General features: G+C 72.9%; 16 protein-coding genes. 10 read left to right on the top strand and 6 right to left on the bottom strand.

The genetic code is table 11. The annotated features are described in order from the left end of the window. The 7 genes from nuoI to GA0070603_RS17965 all read left to right on the top strand — a co-directional run bounded on the left by nuoI (window position 1) and on the right by GA0070603_RS17965 (window position 7,959). Window positions 1-642 (top strand): NADH-quinone oxidoreductase subunit NuoI, encoded by a 642-nt coding sequence (gene nuoI, locus GA0070603_RS17995; protein ID WP_091315294.1) that lies wholly within the window; start codon window positions 1-3, stop codon window positions 640-642. Beyond that, window positions 639-1,409, top strand: a complete 771-nt coding sequence (locus GA0070603_RS17990; RefSeq protein WP_091315291.1) for an NADH-quinone oxidoreductase subunit J — start codon at window positions 639-641, stop codon at window positions 1,407-1,409. Before nuoI ends, GA0070603_RS17990 begins: the two co-directional genes overlap by 4 nt. Continuing rightward, window positions 1,406-1,705: an NADH-quinone oxidoreductase subunit NuoK gene (gene nuoK / locus GA0070603_RS17985; protein ID WP_073834091.1), complete on the top strand. Its 300-nt coding sequence runs from the start codon at window positions 1,406-1,408 to the stop codon at window positions 1,703-1,705. The genes GA0070603_RS17990 and nuoK overlap by 4 nt, the downstream gene beginning before the upstream one ends. A gap of 10 nt (window positions 1,706-1,715) precedes the next feature. Continuing rightward, on the top strand, window positions 1,716-3,641 hold the full coding sequence (gene nuoL, locus GA0070603_RS17980; RefSeq protein ID WP_091322067.1) for an NADH-quinone oxidoreductase subunit L: 1,926 nt from the start codon (window positions 1,716-1,718) through the stop codon (window positions 3,639-3,641). 64 nt (window positions 3,642-3,705) lie between these two features. Beyond that, a complete protein-coding gene (locus tag GA0070603_RS17975; RefSeq protein WP_091315289.1) occupies window positions 3,706-5,238 on the top strand; it encodes an NADH-quinone oxidoreductase subunit M in 1,533 nt (510 codons plus the stop codon). Continuing rightward, complete coding sequence (nuoN, locus tag GA0070603_RS17970) at window positions 5,235-6,788, top strand: NADH-quinone oxidoreductase subunit NuoN (protein ID WP_091315285.1); 1,554 nt, start codon at window positions 5,235-5,237, stop codon at window positions 6,786-6,788. Before GA0070603_RS17975 ends, nuoN begins: the two co-directional genes overlap by 4 nt. An 88-nt stretch (window positions 6,789-6,876) precedes the next feature. Continuing rightward, window positions 6,877-7,959, top strand: coding sequence for a polyprenyl synthetase family protein (locus GA0070603_RS17965; protein ID WP_091315282.1), 1,083 nt, complete (start codon window positions 6,877-6,879; stop codon window positions 7,957-7,959). A 58-nt stretch (window positions 7,960-8,017) separates the two neighbouring features. Here GA0070603_RS17965 and GA0070603_RS17960 read toward each other — a convergent pair whose 3' ends face one another. Next, entirely contained in the window at window positions 8,018-9,259 is a 1,242-nt protein-coding gene (locus tag GA0070603_RS17960; protein ID WP_091315278.1) for an MFS transporter, read from the bottom strand. A gap of 154 nt (window positions 9,260-9,413) precedes the next feature. On the opposite strand from GA0070603_RS17960, the gene GA0070603_RS17955 reads away from it, so the two are divergent. Beyond that, complete coding sequence (locus GA0070603_RS17955) at window positions 9,414-10,196, top strand: IclR family transcriptional regulator (protein WP_091315275.1); 783 nt, start codon at window positions 9,414-9,416, stop codon at window positions 10,194-10,196. Between the two features lie 87 nt (window positions 10,197-10,283). Here the strand turns inward: GA0070603_RS17955 and GA0070603_RS17950 are convergent, their stop codons facing one another. Further along, window positions 10,284-12,404 carry a PhoX family protein gene (locus GA0070603_RS17950; RefSeq protein ID WP_091315272.1) on the bottom strand — a complete coding sequence of 707 codons (2,121 nt, stop codon included), beginning with the start codon at window positions 12,402-12,404 and terminating at the stop codon, window positions 10,284-10,286. A gap of 221 nt (window positions 12,405-12,625) precedes the next feature. Here GA0070603_RS17950 and GA0070603_RS17945 point away from each other — a divergent pair, with 221 nt between their 5' ends. Then, on the top strand, window positions 12,626-13,141 hold the full coding sequence (locus tag GA0070603_RS17945; RefSeq protein ID WP_187399663.1) for a sigma-70 family RNA polymerase sigma factor: 516 nt from the start codon (window positions 12,626-12,628) through the stop codon (window positions 13,139-13,141). Further along, window positions 13,138-13,854, top strand: coding sequence for an anti-sigma factor family protein (locus tag GA0070603_RS17940; protein WP_091315265.1), 717 nt, complete (start codon window positions 13,138-13,140; stop codon window positions 13,852-13,854). Before GA0070603_RS17945 ends, GA0070603_RS17940 begins: the two co-directional genes overlap by 4 nt. A 7-nt stretch (window positions 13,855-13,861) precedes the next feature. On the opposite strand, the gene rarD is transcribed toward GA0070603_RS17940, so the two are convergent. The 4 genes from rarD to eccE all read right to left on the bottom strand — a co-directional run bounded on the left by rarD (window position 13,862) and on the right by eccE (window position 17,650). Continuing rightward, a complete protein-coding gene (gene rarD, locus GA0070603_RS17935; RefSeq protein WP_091315261.1) occupies window positions 13,862-14,782 on the bottom strand; it encodes an EamA family transporter RarD in 921 nt (306 codons plus the stop codon). Next, window positions 14,779-15,267 (bottom strand): GNAT family N-acetyltransferase, encoded by a 489-nt coding sequence (locus GA0070603_RS17930; protein ID WP_091315256.1) that lies wholly within the window; start codon window positions 15,265-15,267, stop codon window positions 14,779-14,781. The genes rarD and GA0070603_RS17930 overlap by 4 nt, the downstream gene beginning before the upstream one ends. 94 nt (window positions 15,268-15,361) lie before the next feature. Beyond that, a complete protein-coding gene (locus tag GA0070603_RS17925; RefSeq protein ID WP_091315250.1) occupies window positions 15,362-15,748 on the bottom strand; it encodes a phage holin family protein in 387 nt (128 codons plus the stop codon). 48 nt (window positions 15,749-15,796) lie between these two features. Then, window positions 15,797-17,650, bottom strand: coding sequence for a type VII secretion protein EccE (gene eccE / locus GA0070603_RS17920; RefSeq protein ID WP_208862904.1), 1,854 nt, complete (start codon window positions 17,648-17,650; stop codon window positions 15,797-15,799). Between the last annotated feature and the right edge of the window lie 103 nt (window positions 17,651-17,753).

Raw genomic sequence — 17,753 nt, 5'->3', positions numbered from 1 at the left:
GTGGGCGCGATCACCGGAACGTTCAAGGGCTTCGGTGTCACCTTCTCGCACATGTTCAAGAAGGTCGTCACGACCGACTACCCGTTCAAGCCGCCGGTCTCGGCGCCGCGCTACCACGGGCGGCACATCCTCAACCGGCACCCGGACGGGCTGGAGAAGTGCATCGGCTGCGAGCTGTGCGCGTGGGCGTGCCCGGCGGACGCGATCTACGTGGAGGGTGGCGACAACACCGAGGAGCAGCGCTTCTCCCCGGGTGAGCGGTACGCCAGCGTCTACCAGATCAACTACGCCCGGTGCATCTTCTGCGGGCTCTGCATCGAGGCCTGCCCGACCCGGTCGCTCACCATGAGCAACGAGTACGAGCTGGCCCGGGACAACCGGCAGGACCTGATCTTCACGAAGGAGCAGCTGCTCGCGCCGCTGCTGCCCGGCATGGAGCAGCCGCCGCACCCGATGCGGCTGGGCGACAGCGAGAAGGACTACTACGTCGGCGGGCTGACCAACCCGGGCACCTCGGCCGGCGCCGAGCGCTCGCCCATGGGCCCGGGCCGGTACCAGGTGGAGGAGCACCCCGGCGTGACCTTCCCCGGCGCCGAGCAGGCCGCGCAGCGGGCCGAGGCGGGCAAGGGAGCAGGAGCATGACCACGCAGACGGTGCTCGCCGCGGCGGGCCAGGTGTCCGGGGGTGAGGAGGTCACCTTCTGGATCCTCGCCCCGCTGGCCCTTCTCGGGGCCATCGGCATGGTCTGGGCGCGCAACGCGGTGCACTCGGCGCTCTGGCTGGTGCTGACCATGCTCTGCCTGGGCGTGTTCTACGTGCTCCAGGCCGGGCCGTTCATCGGCATGGTGCAGATCATCGTCTACACCGGCGCGATCATGATGCTCTTCCTCTTCGTGCTCATGCTGGTCGGCCGCGACGCCTCCGACTCGCTGATCGAGACGCTGCGCGGCCAGCGGGTCGCCGCGGTGGTGCTCGGGCTCGGCTTCGCCGGCCTGGTCGGCTCCGGGCTCTACCGGGCGCTGGAGGGCGTGCAGGCCGTCGGCCTGGACAAGCCGAACGCCGAGGGCAACGTGCAGGGCATCGCCCGGCTGCTGTTCACCAAGTACGTCTTCGCCTTCGAGCTGACGTCCGCGCTGCTCATCACGGCGGCGGTGGGCGCGATGGTGCTGGCGCACGTGGAGCGGCGCAAGGAGGACCGGATGGACCAGGTCGCCACCATGAAGGCCCGGTTCCGCCCCGGCAACTACCCCGGCCCGAAGCCCGGACCGGGTGTCTTCGCCACGTCGTCCTCGGTGGCCACCCCGGCCCGCCTGCCCGACGGCCGGCTGACCGACCGCAGCATCCCGGAGATCATGCCGGTGCGGGAGCTGACGGCCGAGGAGACCTCGTTGAAGGGGACGGAGAAGTGACCCCGGACTACTACCTGATCCTCGCGGCGGTGCTGTTCACCATCGGCGCCGTCGGCGTGCTGATCCGGCGCAACGCGATCGTGCTGTTCATGTGCGTCGAGCTGATGCTCAACGCGGCCAACCTGACGCTCGTCACGTTCAGCCGGATCAACGGCGACCTGAACGGCCAGATCATGGCGTTCTTCGTGATGGTGGTGGCCGCGGCCGAGGTCGTGGTCGGGCTCGCGATCATCATGTCGATCTTCCGGACCCGGCGCTCGGCGAGCGTCGACGACGCCAACCTGCTGAAGTACTGAGGGGCTCGTGGTGGAAGAGACTGTGGAATTCGCCCAGGCCAGCGGGCTTCTGGGCAGTGTCTGGCTGCTGGTGGCCATCCCGCTGGTGAGCGCGGCGATCCTGCTGCTGCTCGGCAAGCGGGCGGACCGCTGGGGTCACTGGCTGGGCGTGGCGGCCATCGGCGCCGCCTTCGTGCTCGGCCTGACCTACTTCTTCCAGCTGCGTGGCCTGGAGAACAAGCAGGTCGAGCAGAGCCTCTGGCAGTTCATCACGGTCGGCGACCTCAAGGTGGACTTCGGTCTGCTCTTCGACCCGCTGGCCGCCGTCTTCGTACTGCTGATCACCGGGGTGGGTTTCCTGATCCACCTCTACGCGGTCGAGTACATGGCGCACGACGAGGGCCGGCGGCGGTTCTTCGGGTACTTCAACCTGTTCGTCGCCGCGATGCTGCTGCTGGTGCTCGGCAACAACTACGTGATGCTCTACTTCGGCTGGGAGGGCGTCGGTCTGGCGTCGTACCTGCTGATCTCCTTCTGGTACGGCCGGCCGAGCGCGGCCACCGCCGGCAAGAAGGCGTTCCTCATGAACCGGGTCGGCGACGCCGGCCTGGCCATCGGCATCTTCGTCATGTTCGCCATGCTCGGCACCACCCAGTACGACGAGGTCTTCAACGGCGTCGGCGCGCTGAGCGCCACCACCGTGCTGGTGCTGGGCCTGCTGCTGCTCCTCGGTGCCACCGGTAAGTCCGGCCAGTTCCCGCTCCAGGCGTGGCTGCCGGACGCCATGGAGGGCCCGACCCCGGTCTCCGCGCTCATCCACGCGGCGACCATGGTCACCGCGGGCGTCTACCTGATCGCCCGCTCCAACCCGATCTTCTCGGCCAACCACACGCTCCAGCTCGTGGTGGTCAGCGTCGGCGCGATCACCCTGCTGATGGGCTGCCTCATCGGCGCGGCCAAGGACGACATCAAGCGGGTGCTGGCCTGGTCGACGGTGAGCCAGATCGGCTACATGTTCCTCGGCGTGGGCCTGGGCGGCGCGGCGTACGCGCTGGCCATCGTGCACCTGCTGGCGCACGGCTTCTTCAAGGCCAACATGTTCCTCGGCGCCGGCTCGGTCATGCACGGCATGAACGACCAGGTCGACATCCGCCGCTTCGGCAACCTGTCGAAGTACATGAAGGTCACCTGGCTGACCTTCATGATGGGCTGGCTGGCCATCATCGGCATGTTCCCGTTCTCCGGCTTCTTCTCCAAGGAGCCGATCATCGTGGCCGCGTTCGAGCGTGAGGGCTGGACGGCCTGGCTCTTCGGCCTGGCCGCGCTGCTCGGCGCCGGGCTCACCGCGTTCTACATGACCCGGCTCTTCGTGCTCACCTTCCACGGCCCGGCCCGCTGGACCGAGGACATCGAGCACCCGCACGAGTCGCCGAAGCTGATGACGATCCCGCTGATCTTGCTGGCGATCGGTTCGGTCGCGGCCGGCGCGTTGCTGGCCTCGTCCGTGCCGGACTGGCTGGAGGCGACCGCGGGCCTGCGCCACCAGGAGGAGGGCCAGCACGCCGTCATGGCGCACTGGCTGATCACCACGCTCTCGCTGCTGGTGACCGTGCTCGGGGCCGGGCTGGCCTGGTTCCTGTTCCGCAACGGCACGGCCACCGAGCCGCAGCCGGCCGGCGTGCTGGTCACCGCCGCCCGCAAGAACCTCTACACGGACGCCGTCAACGAGGCGGTCTTCGAGAAGCCGGGCATCTTCCTCACCCGGGCGCTGGTCTTCCTCGACAACCGGGGCGTCGACGGGCTGGTCAACGGCCTCGCCGCCGCGGTGGGTGGTGGCTCGGGCCGGCTCCGGCGGCTGCAGACCGGTTTCGTGCGGTCGTACGCGACCTCGATCCTGACCGGCGCGCTGCTCGTGGTGGCGGCCTTCCTGGCGGTGCAGGCGGGGTGGCTGGCGTGATCGACCTCAACGCGGCCGCCCCCGCCGGCGGGCCACGCAGTCACGACGGAGGTAAGGCCGAATAATGTCCAACTTCCCGTTCCTCTCGGTGCTGACCGTGGCGCCGCTGGTCGGCGCCCTGGTCGTGGCCCTGCTGCCGCGGCGCAACCCGGACCTGGCCAAGCTGGTGGCGTTCGGCTGGTCGCTGCTGGTGCTGGTGCTCTCGGTGGCCATGTGGATCACCTTCCAGGCCGACGGTGACCGGTTCCAGTTCCGCGAGTCCTACGCGTGGATCCCGAACTGGGGCGTCAACTTCACCTTCGAGGTGGACGGCATCGCGCTGGTGATGCTGATGCTGATCGCGATCCTGGTGCCGCTGGTGATCCTGGCGTCGTGGCATGACGCCGAGTCGTCCCGGCGCTCGGTGCCGGTCTACTTCGCGCTGCTGCTCGTCCTCGAGTGCACGATGATCGGCGTCTTCGCCGCCGCCGACGTGTTCCTGTTCTACGTGTTCTTCGAGGTCATGCTGGTGCCGATGTACTTCCTCATCGGCAGCTACGGCGGCCACCAGCGGCAGTACGCGGCGGTCAAGTTCTTCCTCTACTCCCTGGTCGGCGGCCTGTTCATGCTGGCCGCGGTGATCGGCCTCTGGGTGGTCGGCGGGAAGACCTTCGACTGGCAGGCGCTCAGCCAGGCCGAGTTCGCCACCGACACGGCCCGCTGGCTGTTCCTCGGCTTCTTCCTCGCGTTCGCGATCAAGGCGCCGTTCTTCCCGTTCCACACCTGGCTGCCGGACGCCGGTGGCGCGGCCCCGGCCGGCGCGGCGGCGCTGCTGGTCGGCGTGCTGGACAAGGTCGGCACCTTCGGGATCCTGCGGTACTGCCTGCCGCTCTTCCCCGAGGCGTCGCGGTGGTTCGCCCCGTGGGCGCTGGCGCTCGGCGTGATCGGCATCATCTACGCCGCGCTGCTGGCGGTCGGCCAGAACGACCTCAAGCGGCTGGTGTCGTACACCTCGATCGCCCACTTCGGGTTCATCGGGGTCGGCATCTTCGCCTTCACCACCCAGGCCGGCACCGGCGCCGTGCTCTACATGCTCAACCACGGGCTGGCCACCGGCCTGCTCTTCCTCGTGGTGGGCATGCTGATCGCCCGCCGGGGCTCGGCGCTGATCAGCGACTTCGGCGGCGCGGGCAAGCTGGTGCCGCTGCTCGCCGGGGTGCTCTTCTTCGCCGGTCTCGCCTCGCTGGCGCTGCCCGGCACCGCGCCGTTCGTCTCCGAGTTCCTGGTGCTGATCGGCACGTTCACCACGAACAAGCCGGTCGCGGTGATCGCCACGCTCGGCATCATCCTGGCCGCGGCGTACGTGCTGTGGATGGTGCAGCGCACCACCCAGGGCACCCTCAACCCGGCCCTGACCGAGGTCGACGGCATGCGCCGGGACCTCAGCCTGCGCGAGAAGATCGTGGTCGCCCCGCTCATCGCGCTGATCGTGCTGCTCGGCTTCTACCCCAAGCCGGTCACCGATGTCATCAACCCCGCCGTGAAGGCGACCATGCAGGACGTGGGTCGGACCGATCCCGCCCCGGAGGTCGGTAGCGTCCAGGAGGCCGCGAAATGACCGAGCTGAAGTTGCCGTCGATCGACTACGCGGCGCTCGCTCCCATCCTGATCATGCTGGGCGCCGCCCTGGTCGGCGTCCTGGTCGAGGCGTTCGTGCCGCGCCGCCTGCGCAACACGGTGCAGCTCGCGCTCGCCCTGCTGGCGGTGCTCGGCGCGCTGACCATGGTGATCCTCAACGCCGACGACCGGCTGATCACCGCCGGCCAGGCCATCGCCGTGGACGGGCCGACGCTCTTCCTCCAGGGCTCGATCCTGATCCTGGCCGCCATGGCGCTGCTGCTGATCGGCGAGCGCACGGTGGAGCGGGGCGGGGCCTTCGTGGCCCACGCCGCGGTCACCGCCGAGTCGGCCGACGACCGGCGCCAGGCCGACGGGATGGGCGGCACCACGGAGGTGTACCCGCTCGTCACCTTCGCGATCGGCGGCATGCTGATCTTCGTGGCGGCGAACGACCTGCTGACCATGTTCATCGCACTTGAGGTCTTCTCGCTGCCGCTCTACCTGCTCTGCGCGCTGGCCCGCCGCCGGCGGCTGCTGAGCCAGGAGGCCGCGCTCAAGTACTTCATGCTCGGCGCGTACGCCTCGGCGTTCTTCCTCTTCGGCGTGGCCCTGATCTACGGCTTCACCGCCGGGATCCCGGGCCGGGGCGCCGGCGTCGACTTCGCCACCGTGCACGCCGCGGTGTCCGAGTCCTCGTCCAGCCCGGTGCTGCTCTTCGCCGGCATGGCGCTGCTCGCCATCGGCCTGCTCTTCAAGGCCGCCGCCGCCCCGTTCCACGTCTGGACCCCGGACGTCTACCAGGGCGCGCCGACCCCGGTGACCGGCTTCATGGCCGCCTGCACCAAGGTCGCCGCGTTCGGCGCCCTGCTGCGGGTCTTCCACGTCGCCTTCGCGGGGGCCTCCTGGGACTTCACCCCGGTGCTCGGCGCGGTGGCGGTGCTGACCATGCTGGTCGGCGCGGTGCTCGCGGTGACCCAGACGGACATCAAGCGGCTGCTGGCGTACTCGTCGATCGCGAACGCGGGCTACCTGCTGGTGGGCGTGCTGGCGCCCAGCAAGGAGGGGCTCTCCGGCACGATGTTCTACCTGGTCGCGTACGGCTTCTCGGTGCTCGCCGCGTTCGCCGTCGTGACCCTGGTCCGGGACGCCGACGGGGAGGCCACCCACCTGTCCCGTTGGGCCGGGCTCGGCCGCCGGTCGCCGTTCTTCGCGGCGATCTTCACGTTCATCCTGCTGGCCTTCGCCGGTATCCCGCTCACCAGCGGGTTCACCAGCAAGTTCGCCGTCTTCGCCCCGGCGCTGGACGCGAACCAGGCCTGGCTGGTGATCGCCGGCGTGCTGACCAGCATGGTGCTGGCCTTCCCGTACCTGCGGGTCGTGGTGATGATGTGGCTCTCGGAGCCCGGCGACGCCACCCCGACGGTCACCGTGCCGGGCGCGCTCACCTCGGCGGCCCTGGTCATCGGCGTGCTCGCCACGCTGGTCCTGGGTGTCGCCCCGGCGCCCCTGCTCGACCTGGCCAACGGTGCCGCCGAATTCGTGCGATGACAGAGGTTCCACCCCGGGGGCCGGTACGCCGAGGCGTGCCGGCCCCCGGTCCGTATCCCCCTCGCCGGGCAGGTCGAACGGGTGTGGCATGGTTGATGGCGTGGTGATTCCGGCTGGCGAGCGTTCAGGTGCCACCGGCCCGGGCGGTGGTCCGGGCCCGGAGGGCACGGGTCAGTTCGGCGCGCTCGGCCTGCACCTCGCCGATCCGCGGGTCGAGGCGTCCGTCCTGGGTCTCCTGGAGCGGGTCGAGACCGACCTGCGTGCCAGCGTGGCCAGCGCCGACCCGCTCGTCAGCGAGGCGGCCCGGCACCTGGTGGAGGCCGGCGGCAAGCGGTTCCGGCCGCTGCTGGTGGCGCTGGGCGCCCAGTTCGGCGACCCGGACGCCGCGGAGGTCGTGCCCGCCGCCGTGGTGATGGAGCTCACCCACCTGGCGACGCTCTACCACGACGACGTCATGGACGAGGCGGTCGTGCGCCGGGGCGCCCCGAGCGCCAACTCCCGCTGGACCAACTCGGTGGCCATCCTGGTCGGCGACTACCTCTTCGCCCGGGCCGCGGACATCTCGGCCGACCTGGGCCCGGAGGCCGTACGCCTCCAGGCGCGCACCTTCGCCCGGCTGGTGCACGGGCAGATCGCCGAGACGGTCGGCCCGCGCGGCAGCGACCCGGTCGCGCACTACCTGCACGTCATCGCCGAGAAGACCGGTTCGCTGATCGCCACCTCGGCCCGCTTCGGCGGCATGTTCGGCGGTGCGTCCGCCGAGCACATCGAGGCGTTGGCCGGCTACGGCGAGATCATCGGGGTGGCCTTCCAGCTCTCCGACGACCTGCTGGACATCGCCAGCGAGTCGGTGCAGTCGGGCAAGACGCCCGGCACCGACCTGCGCGAGGGCGTGCCGACCCTGCCGGTGCTCTACGCGCTCGCCTCCGACGACTCCGACGCGGCCAGCGTCCGGCTCCGGGAGATCCTGGCGACCGGCCCGCTCGTCGACGACGCGCTGCACGCCGAGGCACTCGGCCTGCTCCGCGAGTCGCCCGCGCTGAAGCGCGCCCGGGAGACGGTCCGCAGCTACGCCGAGGACGCCCGCGCCCGCCTCGCGCCCCTCCCGGCGGGCCCGGCCCGCCGAGCCCTCGAATCCCTCTGCGACTACATCGCCGACCGCACCAGCTGACCCGAACCTGCCCGCCCGCTGCCCTGCCCTCCGGCGGCCTCGCTGGTTGATCATGAGGTTAGCGGCGGAGTCGATCTCCCGAACTGCCGCCAACTTCATGATCACCGAGGCGGGGGCCGGGTGGGTGGGCGGACAGTAGGCGGGCGCCCAGGAGCATCAGGGCGGCGGCCAGGAGCATGGCGGTCGCCGCTACCAGCCACATGGTCGGGTAGCCGAGAGTGTCGGCGATCGCGCCGAGGCCGAGCGGGCCGACGCAGCCGCCCGCGTACACCCCGGTCTGGGTGATCGAGGTGGCGGCGGCCGGGGCCTGCGGGTGGAGCCGGACCACCGCGAAGTTCATCAGCCCGGGCCAGGCCCAGCCGAGGCCGAAGCCGAGCACCACGCCGGCCACCAGCGGCACCGGGCCGGACACCGCGAGCAGGGCCAGCCCCACCGCACCCACCATCAGCATCCCGGCGATCAGCGCGACGTGGCCGGTCTCCCGGCCGTCGGCCAGCCAGCCCGCGCCCACCCGGGCGGCCACGCAGACCGCGCTGCCCAGGGTGAGGGTGAGGCCCGCCAGCGCCGGGGACAGCCCCCGACCGGCCGCCGAGTCGACCACGAAGGTGCCCAGCGCGTTCGCCGCGGCGGCCGCCAGGGTCGCCGCCACGCCGACCACCACGAGCGCCGTCGTGGCCCGCCCCGCCCGGCCGGCGGCGGCACGCCGGACCCGGTCCCGCTCCGCCGGGGGTACGGCCGGCAGCGCGGCCAGCGCCGCGAGGGCGGCCACCACGAACGCCCAGCGCCAGCCGGCGGTCAGCGCGACGGTCGGCACCGCCGCGCCGGCAAGCAGGGTGGAGACCGGGATGGCGGCCTGCTTCAGCCCGAAGGAGAGGCCCTGCCGGTGGGCGGGCACGTGCCGGGCCAGCGCCGCGTTGCTGGCGAGCTGGCCGAGGGCGTTGGCGGCGGCGCTGAGCGCGAGCAGGACCACGAGCACGGGGTACGACCGGGCCAGCCCCGCAACGGCCAGCAGCGAGCCGGCGGAGAGGAGGATGCCGGCGCGTGCCACCACGGCCGCCCCGTACCGCTCCACCAGGGCGCCGGAGGGGACCGAGGCGAGGGCGCTGACACCGAAGTAGACCGAGACGGCCAGGCCCAGCCGGGCGGGCGTGAAGTCGAGGTCGTCGCCCATCTGCACGGCGAGCCCGCCGACCAGGAAGACGGGCAGGACGCAGGCGATCGTGGTGGCGATCGCGCCCGCGTTGGTCCGGACGGTACGCCGGGGCGCGGGCGGAGCGGGATGCGACAAGGTTTCGGTCATGGCCCGCCCAACCTACGCCGGTCACGTTTTGGCAGCTGATCGTGTCTGTCGGTGCACGGTCCGTGCCCGGTGATCTGGCATCCTCGATCCGAACAGGCATTTCGCACTCGGCCTGTTTTTCATATGGTGTAAGTCCCCGGCGGCGGAGGTGGTTGTGCGTGACCCCTTGGCGGAACCTTCGGACCTGATCCGAAGTGTCTCCCGCGCGCTACGAGTGCTCGAGTCGGTCGGCCGTGCGCCGAAAGGGCTCACCGTCAAGCAGATCGCCCGCCGCTGCGAGCTGACCGTCGCCACGACCTACCACCTGGTGCGCACGCTGGCCTACGAGGGCTACGTGATCCGCCGGGAGGACGGCACGTACATCGTCGGGCTGGAGGTCGCCGACCGCTACCGCGAGCTGGTCACCGCGTTCCGCGGGCCGCCGCCGGTCGGGGAGGCGCTGCGGCGGGCCGCGGCGGACACCGGCTGGAGCCACTACCTGGGCCGCTTCGTGGGCGGTCAGGTGGCGCTCACGGCGGTCGCCGAGGGGCCGCGCTCGCCGTACCTGGAGGACCTGGTGCCGGGCTTCGACGAGGGCGCGCACGCCACCGCGCTCGGCAAGGGCCTGCTGGCCACCCTCACCCCCGAGCAGCGCTTCCGCTACCTGCGGGAATACGGCATGCGCCCGTTCACCGGCGCCACCCTCACCACCGTCGAGGCGTTCGAGGCCGACCTGGCCGCCGGCGACCGGCGCGGCATGCAGTTGGAGCTGGGCCAGTTCCGGCAGGGGGTGGCGTGCGCCGCGGTGCTGGTCACCCCCGACAAGGACATCGAGCGCCGGGTGGTGCTGGCCTGCGCGCTGCCGGCCAGCGAGATGATGACGTCCGCCCGGGTGGTCCGCGCCAAGCTGCTCACGGTGGCCCGCGCGGTCGCCGACGGCATCGCCGCAGACGCCTGACCCCGGAGCGGACACGCGAAGGGCCCCTCCCCGGCGGGGGAAGGGGCCCTCCACGGGCGGTCCAGCGCCGGACCGCGCAGGGGAACGTCAGCTGCCGACCGGGCCACCGTCCAGGCGCCAGGTGACCACCACGCCGGGCTTGGCGAAGTCGCCGTCCGGCCAGGTCGAGGCCGGGTTCTCCACCGAGGCGCCGGTGATCTCGCCCGGGTGCTGCACGGCCACGAAGACCGACCGGTTGTCCTTCGTGATGAACGGGCCGCAGGTCTCGGCACCGAGCGGCACGGTGAGGAACTGCTTCAGGTGGCCCCGCTCCGGGCCCTCGACGGCGGTGGCGAAGAGGCCGTCGTTGCTGCCCAGCGCGTTGCCGTCGGTCGAGATCCACAGGTTGCCGGTGGCGTCGAAGGCGACGTTGTCCGGGCAGGAGATCGGGGAGACCTTCGTCTTGTCGTACCCGGCGAAGTGGGTGGCCGGGTCCGCCGGGTCGCCGCAGACGATCGGCAGCGACCAGGCGAAGCTCTCGGCGGTGTTGTCGCCCCGATCCTCGACCAGTTCCAGGATCTGCCCGTGCTTGTTGAGGTTGCGCGGGTTCGCCTCGTCGGCCGCCGCCTTGCCGGCCTTGCCCCGGTCGGTGTTGTTGGTCAGCGCCACGTAGACCTTGCCGGTGAGCTGGCTCGGCTCGACGTCCTCGGGTCGGTCCATCTTGGTGGCGCCGACCTTGTCCCCGGCGAGGCGGGTGAAGGTCAGCACGTCGGCCGCGGTCATCCCGTCGACGTACGAGCGGTTGCCGCTCACCAGCTTGATCCAGCGACCCCGGCCGTCGAACGCCCCGTCGGAGGGCAGCTTGCCGGTGCCGTCGATCTCGGCGGCGCTGTTCCCCTCCAGGGCGGCCACGTAGAGCGTGCCGGACTCCAGCAGGGTCAGGTTGTGCTTGCGGGCCACCCACGAGTTGCCCGGCATGAACTTCTTGTCCGAGACGAACTTGTAGAGGTAGTCGAAGCGCTCGTCGTCGCCCATGTACGCGACCACGCGCCCGTCCTTCGCCACGATCACGTTGGCGCCCTCGTGCTTGACCCGGCCGAGCGCGGTGTGCTTACGCGGGCGGCTCTCCGGGTCGAACGGGTCGATCTCGACGACCCAGCCGAAGCGGTGCGCCTCGTTCGGGTGCTTCGCCAGGTCGAAGCGCTCGTCGGCGCGCTCCCACTTCCGGCTGCCGCTCGGGTGACGCACGTCGGTCGGGATGCCGTAACGGGCCAGCTTCGGCTTCAGCTCCTCGGGCGCGCCGTCGCCGCCCACGAAGTACTGGTTGAAGTTCTCCTCGCCGGAGAGCACCGTGCCCCACGGGGTGACCCCGCCGGAGCAGTTGTTCAGCGTGCCGACCACCGTACGGCCCTTCGGGTCGGCGGCCGTGCGCAGCCAGGCCGAGCCGGCGGCCGGGCCGGTCAGCTCGAACTTCGTGGCCAGCGCGGTGACCCGCCGGTTGTACTGCCGGCGGCCGCTGCGCACCGGCCGCCACTGCCCGGTGGCGTCCACCCGCTCCAGTTCCACCACCGACATGCCGTGCGCGGCCATGGCCACCCGCACCTGCTCCACCGAGAGCGCGTCCTGGCCGGTGAAGCCGGGGAACATCAGGTCCTCGTTGGTGTACTCGTGGTTGACCACCAGCAGCGCGCGCCTGCGGTCGATCGGCAGCACCCCGACGAAGTCGTTGTTGTAGCCGAACTGCTTCGCCTGGGCGGCGGCGGTCTGCGCGTGCACGTCGAACGCGGGCGCGCCCGGCACCACCGGGTCACCCCACTTGATCACCACGGCGTGGTCGTACCCGTTGGGCACGACAAGGGTGTCCAGCTTGTTCGGCGGGATCGGCCGGAAGGTCAGCGCGCCGCTGCCCACCCCGCCGGCCGGCGCGGCGGCCTCGCCGGCGCCCGGGACGGCCGGGGCGGCGGGGGCGGCGGCGGCCGGGGCCGCGCCGGCGAGGGCACCGGCCACGGCGCCGCTGAAGCCGAGCACGAGGGCGCCCGCGGCGCCGGCCCGCACCACGCCACGCCGGGAGACCTCGGCGTCGACCAGATCCCCGAAGTACGGGTTGTCGGAGCGGTTCGGCACCGGGTGGTCGCAGGCGTTGCCGCACCGGTACTGGCAGGTCATGGCGTCCCGTGCGCCGTGGCGGGTGGCGCCCAGCAGCGGGAGCAGCCGAGGACGGTCGCTCATGGGGTGGAGCCTCCTGATCGGACGTCGGTGGCGCGGCCGGAGCACCCGGTCGCGCGTACGGGCCGGACGCTGCCAGGGCACGGTGAGCGGGCACCGGCGGGTGTGTGAACCGGACGTGAACACCTACCGTGTGACCTGCGGCTGAACCGATCGGCGTCACGGCACGTATCAAGGGGCGAACGCATCGCCGGTCTCCCCGCCGCCGGAAGCGAGGTACCGCCATCAGTGACCACGACGCCCAACTGCTGCGCGCGCTGCACGACGAGCATGCCGACGCGCTCTTCGCGCACGCCCTCCGGCTGGTCAACGGCGACCGCACGCGCGCCGAGGACCTGGTGCAGGAGACCCTGCTCCGGGCCTGGCGGCATCCCGAGTCGCTGGACCCGCGGCGTGGCTCGGTCCGCGCCTGGCTCTTCACCACCGCCCGGAACCTGGCCATCGACGCCTGGCGCCGGCGGTCCACCCGCGTCGGCGAGGTCTACACCGACGAGCTGCCCGAACCCGCCGAGACGGTCGACGAGACGGAGCGCGCGGTGGAGGCGTGGACCGTGGCCGAAGCGCTGAACCGGCTCAGCCCGACCCACCGTGAGGTGCTGGTGGAGTGCTTCTACCAGGGGCGGTCGGTGGCGGAGGCGGCCGCCCGGCTCGGGGTGCCGCCGGGCACGGTGAAGTCCCGCACGCACTACGCGTTGCGCTCACTACGGTTGGCGCTGGCCGAGATGGGGGTGACCGGATGACCCGCTGCGAGTTCGCGCACGACGACGGCGCGTACGTGCTGGGCGCCCTCGCCCCCGCCGACCGGGCGGCCTACGAGCGGCACCTGGCCGGCTGCGCGTCGTGCCGGGAGGCGGTCGCCGAGATCGCCGTGCTGCCCGGCCTGCTGGGCCGGCTCGACCCGGCCGGGCTGGAGCAGTTCCTGCCGTCCGCCGCGGAGACCTCCCGGGTGCCCGCACTGCTCGACGCCGCGCGGGAGCGCCGGCGCCGCGAGCGGTCCCGGTCCCGGCGACGGTACGCGCTGACGGCGCTCGCCGCCGCCGCGCTCGCGGTGCTGGCCGGCGTCGGGGTGTCACTGGTCCGCCCGCCGGCCGCCCCGCCGCCGACGGCCACCGCGACGGCGAGCACCCCGGCGCCGGTGCCCATGACGGCCATGCGGCCGGTCGACGGGCCGGTGCCGCTGCACGCCGAGGTCGCCCTGACCGACAAGCGGTGGGGCACCGAGGTCACCATGCGCTGCGGGTACGACCAGCGCGCCGGTCACCGCGAGGCGTACACCTTCCGGCTGGTGGCGCACGGCCCGGACGGCGCGACGGAGCAGGTCGGCACCTGGCTGGCCGCGCCCGGCGACAACGTCCGGGTGGTCGGCGCCACCCACTTCACCCACGGCGAGCTGGTCCGCCTCGAACTGGTCCGCGCCGACGGCACCCCGGTGCTCGCCTACGACGCCCGCTGAGGTGCGGTCAGCGGGCGCCGGCGGGCACCGGGGCGGCGGCCCGTGCCTCGGCGCGGGTGCGCCGGGTGTGCCGGACGGCGTCGACGGTGAACACCACGAGGGCGACCCAGACCAGGGCGAACCCGGCCAGCCGGGCCGGCGGCATCGGCTCGTGGAAGACCAGCACGCCGCAGCCGAGCTGGAGGATCGGCGCGAGGTACTGCAACATGCCCAGCCCGGTCAGCGGCAGCCGGTTGGCCGCCCCGGCGAAGAGCAGCAGCGGGATCGCGGTGGCCGCGCCGGCCAGGACCAGCAGGACGGTGTGCCCGGAGCCGTGCCCGAAGGTGGCGTCGCCCTGCCGGCCGAGCCAGCCGAGGTAGGCCAGGGCGGGCAGGGCCAGCACCGCCGACTCGACGAAGAGCCCCTCCGCGGCGGGTAGGCCGAGCCGCTTCTTGACCAGCCCGTACCCGGCGAAGCTGAAGGCCAGCGTGAGAGCCAGCCAGGGCAGCCGGCCGTAGTCGACGGTCAGCACCGCCACCGCGAGGCCACCCACGCCGAGCGCCGCCCACTGCGCCGGGCGCAGCCGCTCGCGCAGCACGAACACCCCGATCAGCACCACGACCAGCGGGTTGATGAAGTAGCCCAGGGCGGTCTCCACCACCCGGTCGGAGTTCACCCCATAGATGTAGGTGCCCCAGTTGACCGCGATGAGTGCGGCGGCGGCCGCGATGGCGGCCAGCGCCCGGGGACGCCGGGCCAGCGCCCGCAGGAAACCGATGTTGCGCATGGCGGCCAGGAGCAGCGCCACGAAGACCACCGACCAGACGATCCGGTGCGCGAGGATCTCCACCGGCCCGGCCGGGCGGAGCAGCTTCAGGTAGATCGGGAAGAAACCCCAGAGCAGGTACGCGCCGAAGCCGTAGAGGTAGCCGAGACGGGTCTGGTTCACGCCTCCACCGTAAGTGGTGAACCGGCGCTTTGCTCCTTTCCGGTGAGCTGGGTCACCCGCTTGTCGTACTCCATCCAGCGGCCCGGCTCGACAGGCGTGAAGCCGACCTTCGCGTAGACCCCGTGCGCGTCGTTGGTGGCCAGCACGATCCGGCGTACGCCCCACTCGGCCAGGTGGTCGCGGGCCGCGCCGGCCAGCCAGGTGCCCAGCCCCCGGCCCCGCTCGGCGCTGTCGACGTAGACGTCGCAGAGCCAGGCGAAGGTCGCCCGGTCGGTGACCACCCGGGCCACCGCCACCTGCCGCCCGTCACCGGGCCGGTAGACGCCGAAGCCGATCGACCCGGCGAAGGCCCGCCCCACCGTGTCCCGGTCCCGCCCGAGCGCCCAGTAGGCGTCCGTGGAGAGCCAGTGGTGCACCCGGTCCAGGTCGAGCCGGTCCGGATCGGTGCTGAGCAGGTAGCCGTCGGGGCGGGTCAGGGTGAACACCCCTCGACCCTAGTTGCGGCCCGACCCGGCCTCGCCAGCCAATTCCCGCCCACTGGCCTCGGCCGGCGGGCGGGAATCGACGGGTCGTGCGGGCTCAGTCGCGGTCGAGGACGGCGCCGAGGATCCAGGTGACGATGCCGACGAAGAGCGCGCCCAGCACCGCGGCCGGCCAGAAGCCGTCCACGTGGAACGGCAGGCCCGCCTCACCGGCGATCCAACTGGTGAGCAGGAAGAGCAGGCCGTTGACCACCAGCGCGATCAGGCCGAGGGTCAACAGGTAGAAGCCGCAGCCGACGGTCTTGATGATCGGCTGGAGCACCGCGTTGACCACCCCGAAGATCACCGCGACGAGGACCAGCGTGGTCACCGTCTCGGTGGCCGAATCCGAGTCCAGCGAGATGCCCGGGATGAGGAGCGTGGCCAACCAGAAGGCCACCGCCGTCGAGGCCAGCCGGATCAGAAGACCCTTCAGAAAATCCATGGCCGGGATCGTGCCACGCCGCGTCGACTCGCGGAACCCGTGATCGGCTCAATGGCGGGCCGGGCGACCGACCAGTTGCGACTCGATGGGCGTCGGCGAGAGCAGCGCCCACCGCAACGCCCGCCGGTTCACCACCGCCACCATGTCGTCCCGGATCCGGGTCAGCCAGTCCGCCGAACCGCCCAGGCCCAGCGCCGCGCCGGCCAGCGCGGCCTCGCCGGGGTCGAGCGGTTGCAGGATCGCGAGGTCCGCGCGGGCCAGCGCGGCCGTGTCGGCCGGGGTCAGCTCGTCGCGGACCACAAGCACCGACTGCCAGGCCGCCGCCGGACCGACCTCCGGCGGCACCGGGCCGACGTCGACGACCAGCAGCAACGGGTGCAGCGGCGACCCCGGCGCGCCGCCGACCGGCCGCCCCGGCGGGACCAGCGGCACCGCACCGCCCGGTGCGCCCACCCCGCGGACGAACGGCTCCCAGACCCGGGGCCGGGTCGTCTGCACCGCCACCCGGGCGCCGAGCGCCAGCGCCCGCAGGGCCAGCAGTTGGGCCGCGCGTGCCCCACCGACCAGCAGCAGCCGGGTCGTCGTGGGCCGGAACAGGCGTACGGTCACGGCGCCGCCGTGCCGGTTCGCGCCCACCATCAACCCCGACTCGCCGAGAGTCAGCTCCAGGGCGGCCAGCTCCGGCCCGACCGGGGCGGCGGCGCGGGCCACCGCCAGCGGCAGCGTGGCCGCCAGCCCGGCCAGGTGCTCGCCGTCCAGCCGGCGCAGATGCGCGCCGAGATCCCCGGCGAGCCGGCGCAGCGCCCGCTCGGCCACCGACAGCTCGGCGGTGGTGCGGGCGGCCAGGCGTACGGTCAGCTCGGCCGGCGTGGGCGCGGCGTCGGCGCCGGCGCGCGGGCCCACGCAGAGCGACACGGTGGTGGCGGTGGCCGGCAGCGCCAGCAGCCGGGACACCATCCGCCGCGCCGCGTCGGTGCGCGGATCCGGCCACCGGCGCAGCCGCCAGGTGGTCTGCGGCAGCCCGCCCACGGTCACCGCCGGCCAGCTCTCCCGCACGGGCGCCCCGGCGTCGTGGTGGGCCAGCTCGGCCACCACGCGCAGCGCCGCCGGACCGCCGAGCGGGCGACCGGAGAGCGGGCCGAGCCGGCGCACGATCCGCCGGACCGTGCCGGACAGGGCGCGACGCAGCTCCTCGTCCGACCAGCCGTCGGCCCGGAGCACCCGGACCGCCAGCACCGTGCGGGCCCGCCCCGCCAGCCGCCCGTCGGTGAGCTGCCGGTACGACGTGCCGGCCGTGCCCGCCCCGGCGGTGGGCGCCGGCGCGGGCGACGCCGAGCACAGCAGCTGGATCCGGACCGGTGGGCTCTCCGGCCCGGGCACGGGCAGCAGGCCGAGCGGCGACGGCAACTCCCGCGGGCCCTCGCCGAGCAGGTCGTCCGGGTCGCCGATCTCCAGCAGCGCGGTCATCCCGGCGGCGTCCTCCAGCACCGCCGCCGGGCCGCCGGCCAGCTCCGCCGGGCGCACCACCGCCCCGGGGTGCGCCAGCTCCAGCAGCGCGGCCGGCCCGGAGGCCGCCGGCAGGGCGCGCCGCCGGGCCAGGTACGCCGCGCCGACGGCGAGCCACTCGAAGAGCCAGCGGCCCCGGAACCGGACCCAGGTGGCGGGGAGCAGGACCGCTGCCAGCAGCAGGGCCGCCGCCGTCACCGGGACACCCCGGCCCACGGCCGCGACCAGCACCGCCACCGCGACCTGGGCGGCCACCACCTGCCCGGCGCGAACGGCCGGAGCCGGCCGCCGCGTCCACTGCGCCGGCGGGGCGGGTGCGGAAGCCGGCCGGCCGGTCGTGGTCGCGGTCACCGCACCTCCTCCGCGTGTTCGCCGGGTGACGCCGCCGTGGCACATCGTAGAGCTTCGTTGTCCACAGGGGAGCCCGAGGGGGTAGCAGAACCGGAGTCGGACGGCTACCGTCAGCGACGAGTTCCGTCGAGTGCGCCAGCCGTCCCCC

It is taken from the genome of Micromonospora chersina, from assembly GCF_900091475.1.
Taxonomy (GTDB): domain Bacteria; phylum Actinomycetota; class Actinomycetes; order Mycobacteriales; family Micromonosporaceae; genus Micromonospora; species Micromonospora chersina.
The sequence above is the reverse complement of the archived record's forward strand: the minus strand, read 5'-3'. Positions and strand labels throughout refer to the sequence as shown.